Annotated in this window: 14 protein-coding genes and 1 pseudogene; 4 read left to right on the top strand and 11 right to left on the bottom strand. The window is 64.2% G+C overall.

Annotated elements, in window-relative coordinates:
* Positions 1-7: 7 nt before the first annotated feature.
* The 9 genes from prsR to D6C00_RS13305 all read right to left on the bottom strand — a co-directional run bounded on the left by prsR (position 8) and on the right by D6C00_RS13305 (position 10,342).
* Positions 8-1,378 carry a PEP-CTERM-box response regulator transcription factor gene (gene prsR, locus D6C00_RS13345; protein ID WP_125182156.1) on the bottom strand — a complete coding sequence of 457 codons (1,371 nt, stop codon included), beginning with the start codon at positions 1,376-1,378 and terminating at the stop codon, positions 8-10.
* 42 nt (positions 1,379-1,420) lie between these two features.
* Positions 1,421-3,484 carry an XrtA/PEP-CTERM system histidine kinase PrsK gene (gene prsK / locus D6C00_RS13340; protein ID WP_125182155.1) on the bottom strand — a complete coding sequence of 688 codons (2,064 nt, stop codon included), beginning with the start codon at positions 3,482-3,484 and terminating at the stop codon, positions 1,421-1,423.
* 186 nt (positions 3,485-3,670) lie between these two features.
* Positions 3,671-5,071 (bottom strand): TIGR03013 family XrtA/PEP-CTERM system glycosyltransferase, encoded by a 1,401-nt coding sequence (locus D6C00_RS13335; protein ID WP_125182154.1) that lies wholly within the window; start codon positions 5,069-5,071, stop codon positions 3,671-3,673.
* A 94-nt stretch (positions 5,072-5,165) separates the two neighbouring features.
* Positions 5,166-5,681 carry a Crp/Fnr family transcriptional regulator gene (locus D6C00_RS13330; RefSeq protein ID WP_158675426.1) on the bottom strand — a complete coding sequence of 172 codons (516 nt, stop codon included), beginning with the start codon at positions 5,679-5,681 and terminating at the stop codon, positions 5,166-5,168.
* 20 nt (positions 5,682-5,701) lie between these two features.
* Positions 5,702-6,709: an NAD-dependent epimerase gene (locus D6C00_RS13325; RefSeq protein ID WP_125182152.1), complete on the bottom strand. Its 1,008-nt coding sequence runs from the start codon at positions 6,707-6,709 to the stop codon at positions 5,702-5,704.
* Between the two features lie 136 nt (positions 6,710-6,845).
* A complete protein-coding gene (gene tviB / locus D6C00_RS13320; RefSeq protein ID WP_125182151.1) occupies positions 6,846-8,123 on the bottom strand; it encodes a Vi polysaccharide biosynthesis UDP-N-acetylglucosamine C-6 dehydrogenase TviB in 1,278 nt (425 codons plus the stop codon).
* 82 nt (positions 8,124-8,205) lie between these two features.
* The gene (gene dnaQ, locus D6C00_RS13315) at positions 8,206-8,931 is read right to left on the bottom strand and encodes a DNA polymerase III subunit epsilon (protein WP_125182150.1); all 726 of its coding nucleotides are present in this window, start codon (positions 8,929-8,931) and stop codon (positions 8,206-8,208) included.
* A gap of 248 nt (positions 8,932-9,179) precedes the next feature.
* Entirely contained in the window at positions 9,180-9,629 is a 450-nt protein-coding gene (gene rnhA / locus D6C00_RS13310; protein WP_125182149.1) for a ribonuclease HI, read from the bottom strand.
* Positions 9,630-9,634: 5 nt separating this feature from the next.
* Complete coding sequence (locus tag D6C00_RS13305) at positions 9,635-10,342, bottom strand: methyltransferase domain-containing protein (RefSeq protein ID WP_158675425.1); 708 nt, start codon at positions 10,340-10,342, stop codon at positions 9,635-9,637.
* A gap of 353 nt (positions 10,343-10,695) precedes the next feature.
* Here D6C00_RS13305 and D6C00_RS13300 point away from each other — a divergent pair, with 353 nt between their 5' ends.
* The 4 genes and pseudogenes from D6C00_RS13300 to D6C00_RS13285 all read left to right on the top strand — a co-directional run bounded on the left by D6C00_RS13300 (position 10,696) and on the right by D6C00_RS13285 (position 14,963).
* Complete coding sequence (locus tag D6C00_RS13300) at positions 10,696-12,171, top strand: LysM peptidoglycan-binding domain-containing protein (protein ID WP_125182147.1); 1,476 nt, start codon at positions 10,696-10,698, stop codon at positions 12,169-12,171.
* Between the two features lie 115 nt (positions 12,172-12,286).
* A complete protein-coding gene (locus tag D6C00_RS13295; protein ID WP_125182146.1) occupies positions 12,287-13,069 on the top strand; it encodes a phytanoyl-CoA dioxygenase family protein in 783 nt (260 codons plus the stop codon).
* 165 nt (positions 13,070-13,234) lie between these two features.
* Positions 13,235-14,678 (top strand): annotated as a pseudogene (locus D6C00_RS13290) (TrkH family potassium uptake protein).
* 69 nt (positions 14,679-14,747) lie between these two features.
* Positions 14,748-14,963: a hypothetical protein gene (locus D6C00_RS13285; RefSeq protein ID WP_125182145.1), complete on the top strand. Its 216-nt coding sequence runs from the start codon at positions 14,748-14,750 to the stop codon at positions 14,961-14,963.
* 130 nt (positions 14,964-15,093) lie between these two features.
* On the opposite strand, the gene D6C00_RS13280 is transcribed toward D6C00_RS13285, so the two are convergent.
* Together D6C00_RS13280 and D6C00_RS13275 are read right to left on the bottom strand one after the other, a co-directional pair.
* Positions 15,094-15,657 carry a nucleotidyltransferase family protein gene (locus tag D6C00_RS13280; RefSeq protein ID WP_125182144.1) on the bottom strand — a complete coding sequence of 188 codons (564 nt, stop codon included), beginning with the start codon at positions 15,655-15,657 and terminating at the stop codon, positions 15,094-15,096.
* On the bottom strand, positions 15,654-16,643 hold the full coding sequence (locus tag D6C00_RS13275; RefSeq protein ID WP_125182143.1) for an XdhC family protein: 990 nt from the start codon (positions 16,641-16,643) through the stop codon (positions 15,654-15,656). Before D6C00_RS13275 ends, D6C00_RS13280 begins: the two co-directional genes overlap by 4 nt.
* Positions 16,644-16,649 lie beyond the last annotated feature (6 nt).

Below are 16,649 nucleotides of genomic sequence, written 5' to 3'. Positions count from 1 at the left end.
TCAGTAATTATACTATTTTCGCCTGGATGTTCAGGTTGTATTTCTTCACCAGTGAGTAGAAGGTCGGGCGGGTTATACCCAGCAGCTCGGCCGCCTGGGATACATTGCCCGAGGCGTACTGATAGGCACGCAGCAGGGCCTTGCTCTCCGCCTCCTCCCGGATCTGACGCAGGTTGAAGGGCAGGGCCTCATCCTGGCCGTCGGCCTCCAGTTCCAGGTCGGCGGCAGTGATATGTTTGCCCTCGGCCATGATGATCGCGCGCTTGACCCGGTTTTCCAGTTCCCTGACATTGCCGGGCCAACTGTAGCGCTCGATCGCCGCCAGGGCATCAGGCGAGAAACGCACGGAATTCTTCCGGAACTGGTCTGCATACTGGTTGAGAAAATAATTCGCCAGCACCACCGTCTCGCCCTGGCGCTCGTGCAGGGCGGGAATGGTGATGCTGATTTCGCTGATCCGGTAATACAGGTCCTCACGGAAGGCGCCCTGCTGGATCCGTTCCTGCAGATTCCGGTGGGTGGCGCAGATCACACGCACGTCCACGGGAATCTCCTTCCTGCCCCCGACCCGGACGATCACCCTTTCCTGCAGGAATCTGAGCAGTTTCGCCTGCAGCGGCTGCGGCAGATCGCCGACCTCATCGAGAAACAGGGTGCCGCCGTTGGCGCATTCGACATTGCCGGGCGTGGTCTTGTTGGCGCCGGTGAAGGCCCCCTTCTCGTAACCGAACAGTTCGCTTTCCAGCAGGTTTTCAGGAATGGCCGCGCAGTTGATCGCGATCCAGGGCTGCTCGGCGCGCGGACTCAGTTCGTGCAGGCTGCGGGCCAGGAGTTCCTTGCCGGTGCCGGAGTCGCCCAGCAGCAGAGCCGTGGCATCGGTGGGGGCGACCTTTTCGATCTTGCGGCAGACCTCCAGCATTTCGGGACTGGTCGCGATAATGCCGGACAGGGGCGAGTTGGCTGCCGGGTTGAGACTCTGTTGCTGCTCTTCCAGTTCATGCAGGTGCCAGGCACGATCCACGATGAATCCCAGCAGTTCCGGATCGGCCGGTTTCTGGCAGAACAGCCAGGCACCCTCGGCAATGGCCCGGATGGCGTTTTCGCTGTCGTTGTTCCCGGTGACGACGATCACCTTGGTCCTGGGCGCCATGGACAGTATCTGGCCCAGCGTTGCCAGTCCCTCGCTGGCCCCGCCCGGGTCCGGCGGCAGACCCAGGTCCAGGGTGACCACGGCCGGTTCGTACCGGCGCAGCTGGGCGATGGCACTCTCGCGGTCGCTGGCGGTAACCACCTCGAACTCATCGAATGACCACTTGAGCGCACTCTGCAGCCCGGGGTCATCCTCGACAATCAGGAGTGTTTTCTTCCTCGCGTTCACCGCTGCTCTCACTTCTCCCGCGCCGTATCGGTCGCGCCCGGTTCAGGCGACATACTCATGCTCCATCTCGGGGCTGGGGAGCAGGATCCGGAAGATCGAGCCTGTGCCCGGGCGGCTTTCCACCAGGATATCGCCGCCCAGCGAGCGGATGTATTCACGACTTTCATACGCGCCTATGCCCATGCCCACGTCCCCCTTGGTGGTGTCGAAGGGCCGGAACAGACGTTCCTGAACGAACTCGGGTTCCATCCCGACCCCATCGTCCCGGACACTGATCCGGATATGACCCTCGGCGCGATCCACATTGATCAGGACACTGCCTTCGCGGGTGGTTGCCTGCTGGGCGTTCTGGACGATGTTGCGCAGCGCGGTGCGCAGGCGATCGGGATCGACCGTCAGCTCCACCTCCGCGGCATGATTGTCCAGCTGCGGCCGGGGTTCATAGACGGACAGTTCCTCCAGCACCGATTCCAGCAGCCGATCCAGCCTGACCGGACGGGGACGGTTTTCGGTCAGTCCGGATTTCAGCAGATTCATCAGGCGGTTCATCTTGGTCACCGAGTGTTCCATCACGGCAACCACGTCATCGACAAACGCCGGATTGTGCTTATGCTTGGCGGCATTCTTGGTAATTATTGATTGCTGAGCAATTATATTCTTCAAATCATGAAGAATATAGGCCGACAAGCGGTGAAAGCCCTCGAACTGCCGGGCCTCGGTCAGCGCCATGTTGGCCTCGAGCTGCCCCAGATAGGCAGCGGCCTGACAGGTCGCCGTCTTCAGCAGATCCATCACTTCCCAGTTGAGCCGCACAGTAGCCAGGGGTTTTGCCAGGAAAATCAGCCCGATAAGATCTCTACCATCGAGCAGCGGGACGATCAGCCAGGCCTGGGGGATCTCCGGCAGCCAGCCGGGCAGACGCATGTCCGCATAACGCCCGGGCTGTTCACGCCATTCCTGCAGATCGACGACCCAACCGTTGGCCTCGACGAAACGTACCAGGCCCGAGTCCGCGTCCAGCATCCAGGACGACTCGAAGGGCTGATTCCAGTGCGCGACCGGGGTAAAGGCGCCGGCCGAACGGTACAGCCACAGAATCCCCGCCGGACTGTCGACGATGCTGGCCACAGCCCGGATCACGCATACCCTGGGGTCCGCTTCCTGCTTGCAGGCGGACAGTGTCCGGGTGAAACGCAGCCATTGTTCACGGTAATCGTACTGGTAATTGAAGAAATGCTTGCTGAAGAAGACCCGCAACTGCGCCCGGGCATGGCCCGAGAACAGGAGCGCGGCCAGGCCCAGCAAGGCGGCCGAAACGAACACGATCTGCAGGACATCGCCCCACTCGCCGCCCACGGCGCGGATATAGTAGCCGGCCGCGGCCATCACCAGCAGATAGATGCCTGCGCCGATCAGGGTGGCGGTATGAAATACCATCCGTCTCGAGACGAAGATATCCAGCGACCAGTCCGGATTGCGCGCGGCCGAGACGGCAATGAGCGGCACGGCCAGCGCGTTGATCGCCCCGCGCGCCTGCCAGATCGCGGGATCGAGCTGATTGAACATCACCGCATTGGAATAGAGAAAGAAATCGTAGATGTAGATTCCGGCGATGCCGAAACACAGATACTTGATGCCCCAACGCTGGTCTGATTTGGTGTTGCGGAACAGGTTTTCGATCAGCCACAGCACCCCCACGACCAAGCCGAGATACAGCGCATAAACGAGTTTGAAGGGGATCGCGTCGAACACGGAGACCGGAACCAGCGGCAGCAGTGCCAGCATGCCAGACAACCCGTAGGCGGCCAGCGGCCAGGGGGAAAAGGCGCCGAAAAACGAAGCCGACCCGCGCTGGGTACGCAGGATCCCGAACAGGAAGATGAACCAGCCGATGAAACGCAGCGCTTCGGCCGTGGGGATCAGACCCTCTGCCAGCGTGTAGCCCGCCGCGACCAGCATGCCGTGCAGCGCCCAGAGCACCGAGATGCCGACCCCGACCAGCAGCACCCCGCCCTGCAGGCGACCGCGCCAGCCGCTGGCAAGTACCAGGGCCAGGATCAGGTAGGCCAGGGCGGCCAGTCCGTAGCTGTATACTCCGATGCTCACTGTCCCCCCAGACGGTTTGAGCGACCCCGGGCGGGGACTGCGGCCTCAGACTGATCACCCGGCGGGGTCCGGTGGATCAGCCGCCGGCACGGCAGTGTCCCCGCCCGGATATCTGCATTATGGAATTGCCGTGCCCGGCAGGCAATGACGGGAGGATGCGGCAGCACAGCCTGCGCGGGCGCCGCGTCAGTGGGCACCCTTGCCCATGAGAACCACCTCGACGGTCTGCACCAGTATCATCAGATCCAGCAGCAGGCTGTAGTTCTTCACGTAGTACAGGTCGTACTGCAGCTTCTCGAAGGCGTCCTCTTCCGAGGCGCCGTACTGGTAGCAGATCTGCGCCCAGCCGGTCAGGCCCGGTTTGACCCGGTGGCGCTCGTTGTAATACGGGATCTTCTCCGCCAGCTGCTCCACGAACTCCGGGCGTTCGGGACGCGGTCCGACGAAACTCATGTTGCCCCCGAGTACATTGAAGATCTGCGGCAGCTCGTCCAGGCGGACCTTTCTGATAACGGCGCCCACGCGGGTCACCCGGGTATCGTTGCGGGTAGCCCACTGGGCGCCGTCCTTTTCGGCATCCGTCTTCATGCTGCGGAACTTGACGATCCGGAACGGCCGGCCGTTCTCGCCGACCCGGACCTGGCGATACAGAATGGGGCCGCGCAACCCGCCCTCGATGAAAACGGCAACGGCCACCACCAGCATCAGGGGCAGCAGCAGGGGCAGCAGCAGGACGGCCAGGACGATATCGAACAGGCGCTTGAGATAGGCGCGGACGGCCCCGCCGCGGAAGCCGTCGGAGAGGAACATCCAGCTAGGGTCCAGCACATCGAGCTTGATCTTACCCATCTCGCGCTCGAAGAAGCTCAGCAGGTCGACCACATGCACGCCGCTCATCTTGCAGTCCAGGATCTCGTGCACGGGCAGGCCGCGCCGGCGATCGTCCACCGCCACCACGATCTCGTCAATATCATGATCAATGGCGTATTCCGCCAGCGGGCTGTCGATATCCAGGATGCGTTCGGGTTCGATGTGTTCCTCGGCATCGCCCATGCGGGCGAAACCAACCAGATGCAGTTCCCGCATGTCGCTGCTGCGACGGTAGCGGGTGATCAGGGCGGCCTTTCTACCGGTGCCCAGGACCAGCACCCGGCGCTTGAGCATGGACTGGTCGCCCAGGCGCAGGAACAGGCCGCGGGTCAGCACCAGTCCGAGCAGGCTGATGGAATAGGCGATGGCAAGCGCGCCGCGGCCCAGGAACAGCTCCGGCGCCAGGTAGAAGATAACGGCCAGGGGCACCAGGCCCAGGGCGAAGCTGGCCATTGCGCGCAGCAGCAGGCCTTCGAAGCCGTCGCGGGTACGCCGCTCGTACAGGCCCATCCCGGCCATGCTGAGCACCAGCACCAGCGAGAAGACGATCGCCTTGGGCCAGACCGGCTGCACGCTGGCCAGGGTGGCGGGATCCGATTCCCAGAACCGGATGGCCACGGCCCATTCGAAGGCGAGGAAGAAGAACACGCCTTCAAGCACCGCCAGGTAGAGAAAGGCCGTTGGGATGTAGTGGCGGAATATCCTGATCGTAGCCATTATGCCGTTCCATGGCGGAATGCGGGGCATCCCGCCGGGATTGTCACCTCATTGAAAGCCGCATCACGGATACGACTTTATTATAGTTCGGACTCTATGGGGGTATCGGCGACCCTGTAGGATATTTAACCACAATCACAACAGCCGATCGATGGAATGCACCTTCAGGCCCCCAGGCCAGCAGCGACCAGACCTTGTCGTTGGTCAGTCGCAGCCGGGCCACCAGCATCTCGATGATTTCACGCAGCACCATATAGCCTGTATCGGGGTGGGCCTCGAAAAACCGCAGCAGTTCCGCCCCGTCGATCACGGCCAGTTCCACCGGCGTGAGGGTGGTTACGCTGGCTGAACGCGGGCCGGCATCGAACAGCGCCAGTTCACCGAACACGGCACCCGATTCCAGATCGCATACGCCGGGACGAATATGCCGCTCGTCGTCCAGGCTGACATTACCGGTGACGCGAACCGCACCGCTGAGCAGTACAAAGATGTCGCCGCCGGGCTCACCGGCCCGGAACAGGCAGTGGTTCGCCGGATATTCGGCCCGGCGCCACTGCACGCCTTCCACGAAGGCGGGATGTTGCAGCAGTGTCTGGAGGGATTGCACCACCTCTGCGCCCTCCCCGGCATTCAGCTGCGGTAGAAGTCGCGATACCAGTCCACAAAGCGCGCCACCCCATCCTCGACCGTGGTCGCGGGTTTGTAGCCGACATCATTGACCAGGTCCTGGACATCGGCATAGGTATCCGGCACGTCACCGGGCTGCAGCGGCAGCATGTTCATCTCCGCCTTGCGGCCCAGGCAGTCCTCCAGGACCTTGATGTAATGCAACAACTCTACCGGCTGATTGTTACCGATATTGTACAGCCGGTAGGGGGCGGTGGAGGAAGCCGAATCGGGCGCATCCCCGCTCCAGTCAGGGTTGGGTTCGGGCACCCGGTCCAGGGTACGAATCACGCCTTCGACGATATCGTCTATGAAGGTGAAATCACGCCGGTGCCTGCCGTAGTTGAAGACATCGATGGGTTCGCCGGCGAGGATGCTGCGGGTGAACTTGAACAGGGCCATGTCGGGCCGTCCCCAGGGACCGTAGACGGTGAAAAAGCGCAGTCCCGTGGTCGGGACCCGGTACAGGTGGCTGTAGGTATGCGCCATCAACTCGTTGGCCTTCTTGGAGGCGGCGTACAGACTGACCGGGTGATCCACGTTGTCATGCACCGAAAATGGCATTTTGGTATTGGCGCCATACACGGAACTGCTGGAGGCATAGACCAGATGCTCGACGCCGTTGTGGCGGCAGCCCTCCAGGATATTGGCGAAGCCGACCAGGTTGGTGTCGACATAGGCGAGCGGGTTCTCGATCGAGTAGCGCACGCCGGCCTGGGCGGCGAGATTGACCACCCGCTGCGGCCGGTGCTGCTCGAATACGCGGGCGATACCCTCCCGGTCTTCCAGGTCGATGCGCACATCGGTGTAACCGGAATGGCCCAGGGTGCGGTCGAGACGCGCCTGCTTGAGACTGACATCGTAATAGTCATTGAGATTGTCGATACCGACCACCTCGTCGCCGCGCTCGAGCAGCCGCAGCGACAATGCCGAACCGATGAATCCCGCCGAACCCGTAATCAGAACCTTCATTATTCTCTCCCTTGCGAAACCCCTGCCTGGGGTTCCATAAACATTCAAACCTCAACGCAGAGGCGCAAAGGCGCAGAGCAAGCAAGGCATTTCTAATAATGACCTTTGCGTTCTTTTCGCCTTTGCGTTGAAAAAACTAGAGCCGCCCATCTACCGTGTCGGGTGGCAGCACGTATTTGACATCGAACAGTACCGCGTCCGGCTTGCCCAGCGCGCGGATGCGATCGGCCCCCATCTCCACGAACTGGCTGTGCGCCACGGCCAGAATGATGGCGTCGTAGCTGCCGGGTTCGGGCGCATCAATGACCTCGATGCCGTATTCCTCGAGCGCCTCGTTGGGGTCGACCCAGGGATCGTAGACATCCACGCGCGGATGGTAGCCCTGGAACTCAGCGACCACGTCCACCACCCGGGTGTTGCGCAGGTCCGGGCAGTTCTCCTTGAAGGCCAGCCCCATGATCAGGATGTTGGCGTCGGCCACGTGAATGCGTTTCCTGGTCATCAGCTTGATGACCTGTCCGGCCACGAAGGCCCCCATGCCGTCGTTCACACGCCGGCCGGCCAGGATCATGCTGGGGTGATAGCCGATCTGCTGCGCCTTGTGGGTCAGATAATAGGGATCAACACCGATGCAGTGGCCGCCGACCAGACCGGGCCGGAAGGGCAGGAAATTCCACTTGGTGCCGGCCGCCTTCAGCACTTCCTCGGTATCGATGCCGAGGCGGTTGAAGATCAGCGCCAACTCGTTGACCAGGGCGATGTTGACGTCGCGCTGGGTGTTCTCGATCACCTTGGCGGCCTCGGCCACCCGGATGCTGCTGGCCTTGTGGGTGCCGGCCGTGATCACGGAGCGGTACAGGGCATCGACGAACTCGGCGGCCTCCGGGGTCGAGCCCGAGGTGACCTTGAGGATATTGGTCACCCGGTGTTCCTTGTCCCCCGGATTGATGCGCTCGGGGCTGTAACCGACAAAGAAGTCCTGGTTGAACTTCAGGCCTGACTCGGCCTCCATGATCGGCACGCAGACCTCCTCGGTCGCCCCCGGATAGACCGTGGACTCGAAGATGGCCACATCGCCCGGCTTCAGCGCGCGGCCGATGGTGCGGCTGGCCCCTTCCAGCGGCCGCAGGTCCGGGCGTTTGGCGTCGTCGATGGGAGTGGGCACAGTGGCGATGTAGACATTGGCCCTGGCGAGGTCGGCGCTATCATCCGTGTAGCTCAGTCGCGGGGCCTGGCGCAGCTCCTCGTCACTGACCTCGAGGGTGCTGTCATGGCCCTGACGCAGTTCGGCGATGCGCCCCGCATTGATGTCAAAGCCGAGGGTGTCGTAGCGTTTGCCGAGTTCGACCGCCAGCGGCAGACCGACATAACCCAGCCCAACCACCGCGATCCGGGCCTGTTCCAGTTTCAACATCCTGTTTACCTCTTTTGTCTGATCTTATTCTGCAAAGGCGGATATCGGCCCGCCTGCACCTTTTCTGTAACCGCCAGGGGAATCAGCCACCGGGGGTGGCTTCCAGCTCCAGCCAGGCACAGCTGCCGGCAGCGGCGATGGATTCCAGGTAACGCCGGTGGGCCTCCGCCTCGTCCGGAGTGGCCCGCACCACCGGCAGCGGCGGCCGGTCCGGATCCAGCCGGCGGATGGCCTGCGCCCCGCCCTGCCCGGCCTGGGCCGCCTCCTGGCCCTCCAGCGTCAGGCTGGTCTGGCCGCCGGTCATGCCCAGATAGACGTCAGCCAGGATCTCGGCGTCGAGCAACGCGCCGTGCAGCTCGCGGTTGGAGTTGTCCACCTCGTAACGCCGGCACAAGGCATCCAGGTTGTTCTTCTGGCCCGGGTGCAGGCGCCGCGCCAGCTCCAGGGTGTCCAGGACGGTGCAGTGATCCTCCAGCCGACCGTGCTCCGCGCCCAGCCGCGACAGCTCGTGGTTGATGAAACCCACGTCGAAGGGGGCATTGTGGATGATCAGCTCCGCGCCTTTGATGAAGGCCAGAAAGTCCTCCACCACGTCGGCGAAGCGCGGCTTGTCGGCCAGGAATTCGTTGGTGATGCCGTGGACCTCGATCGCTCCCTCATCGATCTCGCGGTCCGGCTGCAGGTACTGGTGGAAGCTGCGGCGGGTGTGACGCCGGTTGACCAGCTCCACGCAGCCGATCTCGATGATCCGGTGCCCCTGACTGGGTTCCAGGCCGGTGGTTTCCGTGTCCAGCACGATCTGGCGCATGTTTGGTTATCCTTCAGTGCATCAAATCAGCCACGGAAGCACACGGACTAACACGGAAAATATCCATGGTTAGCCCGTAGGTCGGGTTAGCCCGAAGGGCGTAACCCGACGCTTCGCGGTACATGTCGGGTTACGCTGCGCTAACCCGACCTACATTTACCGGCAATAATGCAGAGGCGCAAAGCCAGTAAAGCTTTCATAAACCTTCGCGCCTCTGCGTCCTCTGCGTTGCTGCCACCATCGTCACATCAGTCCGCCAACTCGTCGATGCCGCGGTTGGCCAGCTGGTCGGCGCGCTCGTTCTCCGGGTGACCGGTGTGGCCGCGCACCCAGTGCCAGTCTACCTGATGTCGGGCCGCCAGTTCATCCAGCTCGCGCCACAGATCGGCGTTCTTGACCGGCTTGCCGGCGGCCGTTTTCCATTGTTTGCGCTTCCAGTTCGGCAGCCACTCGGTAATGCCCTTGCGCACGTACTGCGAATCGGTGGTCAGTTGCACCTGGCAGGGGCGCTTGAGGGCTTCCAGCGCCCGGATGGCGGCCAGCAGTTCCATCCGGTTGTTGGTGGTGTGGGCCTCGCCGCCGTAGAGCTCGCGTTCGTGGCCGCCGTAGCGCAGCACCGCGCCCCAGCCGCCGGGTCCCGGGTTACCGCGGCAGGCACCGTCGGTGAAGATCTCGACTGAATTGTTGTCCTTGTTCATGGGTGTCAGCTCCGGCGCGTGGGTTCGATCATGCCGGGAGAGAGGAAACTGCGTCGCGGCCGCCAGCGCGGACGGATGGGCGTCATACCCACCACCCGCTTGCGGGCCAGCAGCAGAAAGCCTGCATTGCCGGGCACATGACCGGCCCCTTCCAGGTGATCGAGAAGGGCGGTCCGCGCCAGCAGACCCGCATGGTTGATCGGCAGACGGTAACACAGCGGCTGCACCGCCAGGGTGTCGAAGCCAAGCAGCGCCAGCCAGTCGCGCAGCCGGGACACGCCCAGGAAGCGTCCACACCAGGGCAGCCGGCCGCGCCAGCGGGTGAACAGGCTGCGTCCGCCCCAGATGCCCCAGGGATTGAAGCCGAGAATGACCAGATGTCCCTCCGGGATCAGGCAGCGTTCGGCCTCGCGCAGAATCTGGTGCGGGTCAGCCGCGAATTCCAGCACATGCGGCAACAGGATGACATCCAGACTGTCGCCGGCCACCGGCCAGGCGTCACTGGCACTGACCAGGCTGCTCCCGTCCGCTATCCTCTCCGGCGTCTGCACGATGCAGTGCCTGACCCGGCTGCTGTCCAGCGGATTGCCCTGCCAGGGCGGCGCCACCGTCAGCAGGTGATAGCCGAACAGGTTGGTCAGGCAATCCCGCACCGCGGCCAGTTCCGACGCTTCCAGGGCCTGCCCCAGGGCGGTCCGGTACCATTCTTGCAACCCGGAAAAGACCGGTTGCGGACATTTGACGCTGTGGGATCGTTTTTTCAACCGCTGCATGGGCTTGCATGATACAGCCCGGCACAGTGCCAAAGCCAGATACCGCGCCGGTGTCAGTTTTTTGGAACCGGGGCACGGAACGGCCAGGGCGGGTGTTGTATCCCTGAGACCGGCCGCTTGATTTCAACCCGACCCGCTGTCAGGATGCGCGCGCATGACACCAATACGAAACCTCGCCCTGTGCAGTCTTCTGTTCTCGCTGGCTGCCTGTCAGACCTCGCTGGTTCGGACACCCCAGACCGCAGACCCGGTCTCACCGGTCGCCGGAGCCGATTCCGGACCCGCCCCCGCCAGTGTGCGCCGAAACCATCGCCGAACCTGTCGCCGAACTGTCCCCGACGGCGCCGGCCGCCGCGGCACCGGCCACGTCGGACCTCTGGGAGCGCCTGCGCGCGGGCTTCGCCCTGCCGACCCGGCTCGACGACCGCCGGGTCCAGCTGCACCTGCAATGGTTCAAACGCCACCCCGACTACCTCAACCGGGTGGTGGCCCGCGCCGAACCCTACCTGCCCTGGATCCTCGACCGGATCGAGCAGGCCGGGGTGCCGAGCGAAATCGCCCTGCTGCCCATCGTGGAAAGCGGCTTCAACCCCTTCGCCTATTCCCACGGCCGCGCTGCCGGTCTGTGGCAGTTCATCCCGGCCACGGGTCGGCGCTTCGGCCTGGAACAGAACTGGTGGTACGACGGACGCCGCGACTGGGTCGCCGCCACCGACGCCGCCCTGGCCTACCTGCAGGCCAACCGTGAACGCTTTGACGGCGACTGGCTGCTGGCCCTGGCCGCCTACAACGCCGGCGAGGGCAATGTACTCAAGGCCCAGCGGCGCAACCAGGCCCGCTCCCGGGCCACGGATTTCTGGAGCCTGGACCTGCCGCGGGAAACGGAAAAATACGTGCCCAAGCTGCTGGCCCTGCGCGAAGTCTTCACCCATCCCGGGGATTACGGGCTGGAACTGCCGCCGCTGGACCCGGACCAGCGCCTGGAGCTGGTCGAGACCGGCAGCCAGCTGGATCTGGCGCTGGCCGCCGAGCTGGCCGGGCTGCCGCTGGAGACGATCTACCGGCTCAATCCCGGCTTCAACCGCTGGGCCACCCCGCCCGAGGGACCGCACCGGCTGGTGCTGCCGCACGGGGCGGCCACCGGCTTTCGCCAGGCGCTGGCAGGGCTGCCCGAGGAGCAGCAGGTGCAGTGGCAACGCCACCGGGTCGGCGCCGGCGACACCCTGATCGGCCTGGCGAAGCAGTATCACACCACCGTCGCCCTGCTGCAGGAGGTCAACCAGCTGAGGGACCATCGCATCCGCCGCGGCGATCACCTGCTCATTCCCACCGCGCGGGAAGCGCTGGACAGCTACAGCCTCTCGGCCGGACAACGCAGGCTGGCACTGCAGAACCGCAAGCGCGCCGGCCACAAGCAGGTGCACGTGGTACGACCGGGCGACAGCTTCTGGGACCTGGCCCGGCACTACAAGGTCGGGGTACGCGAGCTGGCCGGCTGGAACTCCATGGCCCCGACCGACACCCTGCGGGTCGGACAGAAGCTGGCGGTCTGGACCCGGGCGCCCACCGCGGCCAACCCCAACATCGCCCTGCAGCGGGTGCGCTACCGGGTCCGCCAGGGGGATTCGCTGGCGCGCATTTCACAGCGTTTCCGGGTCAGCATCTCGCAGCTCGAGCAGTGGAACGACCTGGACCGCCGCCGCTACCTGCAGCCGGGTCAGGTGCTGACCCTGTACGTTGACGTCACCCGCCAGGCCGGCAGCGGCTGAGCCCCGGCCCCTGCATTGCTCCAACCCTGTAATCCCCGACCCGCAATAGGATAAAATCCCGGGTCCGGGGGGCATCCCCGGTTTTCTTCCCTCAGCCGGACCGACAGCCGCCGCCATGCCCGACACCGCCATCCTGACCGACGCCTTCAACACGGAGGAACAGACCCGGTTCCAGCGCGACGGTTATGTCATCGTTCCGCGGCTGGCCCCGCCCGCGTTGCATCAGCGCCTGCTGGAAGTCGCCGAGGCCCAACTGGCCGCGCAGATACCGCCGGTGGAATACGAGGCCGATCTGCACTACCCGGGCGCCCCGGCCTCGCGCGAACAGGCCGGGGGGCGCACCGTCCGCCGCCTGCTGCGCGCCCAGTCGCGCGACTGGGCCTTCACCGAGTGGCTCACCCATTTCCCGCTGCTCAACCGTGTGCGCCAGCTGCTCGGCCCGGAGCTGGTCGTGCCGCTGGCGCACCACAACTGCATCATGACCAAGCAACCGCAGTTCAGCTCCGACACCGGCTGGCATCAGGACACCCGCTACTGGAATTTCGCCCGGCCCGATCTGGTCAATGTCTGGCTGGCCCTGGGCCCGGAACGCGAGGACAACGGCTGCATGCGCCTGATCCCCGGCAGCCATCGGCTGGAGCTGGCGCGTGAACGCTATGACGAACAGGAATTCTTCCGCGAGGACCTGGAGGCCAACCGGGAGCTGATTGCGCAGCAGCCACCCGCCCTGCTGGAGCCGGGCGACGTGCTGTTCTTCCACGCACGCACCCTGCACGCCGCCACCCGCAACTTCAGCGACCGCACCAAATACTCGGTGGTGTTCACCTTCCGCGCCGCCGACAATCCCCCGCGGCCGGGCACCCGCTCAGCCGGGGTGCCGGAGCTGCTGCTGCCCTGACCGGAAATGCACCGGTCATTTCCTCTCACCGTTTCACTTGCGGCATAATACGCCCTGGCGACACCGAACGGATCGGTCTGTCCGGCCTTGACGATACGCATAACAATGCCATATCCACATCCCTGTCTGCAGCCGCACAGGCCCGGCAGAGACCCCGCGTAGCCGATGCACTGGCGATCGGTCATACGGCTCATCGGTATCCTGCTGATGATATACAGCCTGGGCTTCATTCCCTCGCTGGGTCTCGCGCTGGGCTACGCGGATGGCCAATGGACCGTGTTTCTCGGCTCCACCCTGGTGTCTCTGGTGCTGGGTCTGGCGCTCTGGCTGCCCAATCTCCGGTATCGCCACGAGCTGTCGGTGCGGGACGGCTTTCTGGTCGTTACCCTGTTCTGGTTCGTGCTGGGCGTGATCGGCGCCCTGCCCTTCATCCTCGGACTGCACCTGAACCTGACAGACGCCGTATTCGAATCCATCTCCGGCTTCACCACCACCGGCGCCACCGTCATCGTCGGGCTGGATCAACTGCCGCCTCCGATCCTGTATCACCGCCAGCAGATCCAGTGGCTGGGCGGGATGGGCATCATCGTCCTGGCTGTTGCCATACTTCCCCTGCTCGGGGTTGGCGGCATGCAGCTGTACCGTGCCGAGGCCTCCGGGGTAGAGCAAATATGAGAAGCTGACGCCCAGAATCGCCCAGACCGCCCGCGCCCTGTGGATCATCTACCTGTCACTGACCATCGCCTGTGCGCTTGCCTACTGGCTGGCCGGAATGTCGCCCTTCGACGCCGTAAGCCATGCCTACACCACAGTCGCCACCGGCGGTTTCTCGCCCCATGATCTGAGCATCGGCTATTTCAACAGTCCGCTGATCGAGGCCATCGCGATCGTCTTCATGCTCGCCGGCGGCATCAATTTCGCCATTCACTTCGTGGTCTGGCGGCGGCTTTCGCCCATGCCGTACATGAGCGACCCCGAGGTCCGTGCCTACGGGTTGATTTTCATCCTTGCCTCCCTGTTCATCGCTGCCAGCCTGTACTGGACCCAGGTCTACAATGGGGTCGAATCGATCCGTCATGCCAGTTTCCAGGTCGCCTCGATCCTCACCAGCACCGGATTCGGCACCGCCACCTTTGCCGAATGGCCGCTGCACATTCCCCTGATCCTGGTGATGCTGTCCTTCACGGGTGGCTGTGCGGGCTCAACCGCGGGCGGTATCAAGGTGTTGCGCATTCTGCTGCTGGCCAAACTCGGGCTGAGACAGCTGTTCCAACTGGCCCACCCGAGGGCCATCTCCGTGATCAAGCTGGGGGCAAGACCGGTCACCGAAGACGTACTGTTTTCGGTCTGGGGCTTCTATGTTCTGTATATCGTCACCTCCCTGCTGCTGACGGTGGCCATGATGGCCGCCGGGCTCGACCTGGAATCCGCCCTGGGCGCCGTGGTGGCCACCATCAACCTGCTGGGCCCCGGACTCGGCGATGTGGCCGCCAATTTCACCAATGTCAGCGACACGGTCAAATGGCTCGGAATATTCGGCATGCTGGTGGGACGACTGGAGGTATTCACCCTGCTCATCCTGTTCCTGCCGGCCTACTGGCGGCAGTGAGTCAACGCAGGAGATCCGGACGCAATCCATGGATTCAGTATCGGAAACAGTAACTGGATACCACGCCCCATGCATCTGACAGATGAGGAATGGAAATGCCTGGAATGGATTGCAACGCAGGAATCCACCAGCGATCCGTCATGCCGGGATACAGTACTGGGCAGACTGATTGAATTCGGCCTTGTTGAGCAGTGTCAGGTCACGGGTTTACCGCTGGAGCACCGGGGCATGACATACCGGATAACCCGGGCAGGGGAAAATCTGCTGATGCTTTACCGATCATGAACCAGTCCGAAAACAACCTGTCTACGCGCACAATCCAGGATAAATAGTGACATAGTTCGTGTTGGCCTGAAAAGCGCAACCCGACAGATAACAACCCGGCTTATGTCGGGCTGACCCGACCTGCATCGGGTCAAAGATCCTCGCGGCGGTCGATGTCGCGCAGCACTCCCGGGTCGTCCGTCGGCACCAGATGGAGGCGATCACGGTGCTCCTGTACGATTCCACGCGCGCCCCGATCACCAACGAGTTGTGCCAGCGCCTCATAATAACCTGCACCAAAGCCCACTGGATGGCCACGCCTGCCCACATACGCAGGCGCCGCGATGACCTGTTTATCCGTAAGCGCAGCTGCCACCCTGACGATGGTCTCCGGTTCGATGAAGGGCATGTCCGCCAGCGCAATCACCCAGCCCGCCACCGGGTCACAGGCACGCACGCCGCAGGCGATGCTGGTGCCCATCCCGTCCTCTGCCCCGGCATTGACCACCACCGGTATACCGGCATTGCGCATCAGCCCGGCCACGGCGGAGTCGGCCTGCGCCACCACTGCGACGGTTTCAGGCAGCGCCAGGCACAGGTTTTTGGCCGCGGCCAGGGCCAGCGGTGTGCCGTCCGGCAATGGGTGCAGCAGCTTGTCGGTTCCGAACCGGCGGCTTTGACCGGCCGCCAGCAGGATACCCACGGGCCGGCTCATGCGGCGGTGATGCTGCGCGCGCCTGCCGAGGGCGCCGCGGCGTTACGCAGGGCGGTGATCTCGGCCAGGATGGAGACGGCGATCTCGGGCGGAGTGTGGCTGCCGATGGGCAGGCCGACCGGGGCGTACAGGCGCTGCAGCTGCGACTCCGGCAGCCCCATGTCACGCAGGCGTCGGCGCCGCAGCTCGCAGTTGCGGCGCGAGCCGATGGCGCCGACATAAAAGGCGTCGGACACCAGCGCATCCAGCAGCGCCAGGTCATCCAGCTTGGGGTCGTGGGTCAGGGCCAGCACAATGCTGCGCGGATGGCCCGTGTAGGCCGCGACGGCATCGTCGGGCATCAGGGTAACCAGACGGGTTCCTGGCACCTGCCAGTCGCGCGCGTACTCTTCCCGGGGATCGCAGACGATGACGTCGAAATCCAGCATCAGCGCCAGGCGGGAGACATACTGGGACAGATGCCCCGCCCCGATCAGCAACATACGCCAGGCCGGTCCGAACACCCGGGTGACGCCCGACTCGCCGCAGGCGAACGTCGGCTCCGGACCGGCCGGCCGCAGCCGCACCCTGCCGCTCGCCGGATCGACCTCGCGGGCCAGCAGCCGGTGCGCGTCCATGGCCGCGAGCAATTCATCCAGCTGGGCGGCATCGGTCAGCGCCTCGACCAGCAGTTCCAGCCGTCCGCCGCAGGGCAGGCCGAAGCGCGTCGCTTCCTCGCGGTTGACGCCATAGTCGACGCGGGTGGGCAATTCCCCCAGCTCGCCGGACCGGTAGCGTTCCAGCAGATCCGCCTCCACGCAGCCGCCGGAGACCGAACCGGCATGACCGGCGTCGCGGCACATGACCAGCAGCGAACCGGGCGGGCGCGGCGATGAGCCCCAGGTTTTCAGCACCGTGACCAGCGCGGGCTCGCGGCCGGCGGCCAGCCAGTCGCGTGCCGAGGTGAGAATCCCGTAATCGTCACTGCAGATGCGAGGCTCAGTCATAACATC

The organism is Thiohalobacter thiocyanaticus, assembly GCF_003932505.1.
In the GTDB taxonomy this organism is placed as follows: domain Bacteria; phylum Pseudomonadota; class Gammaproteobacteria; order Thiohalobacterales; family Thiohalobacteraceae; genus Thiohalobacter; species Thiohalobacter thiocyanaticus.
Note: the sequence above shows the minus strand (reverse complement) of the source record. Positions and strands in the feature narration are given on the sequence as shown.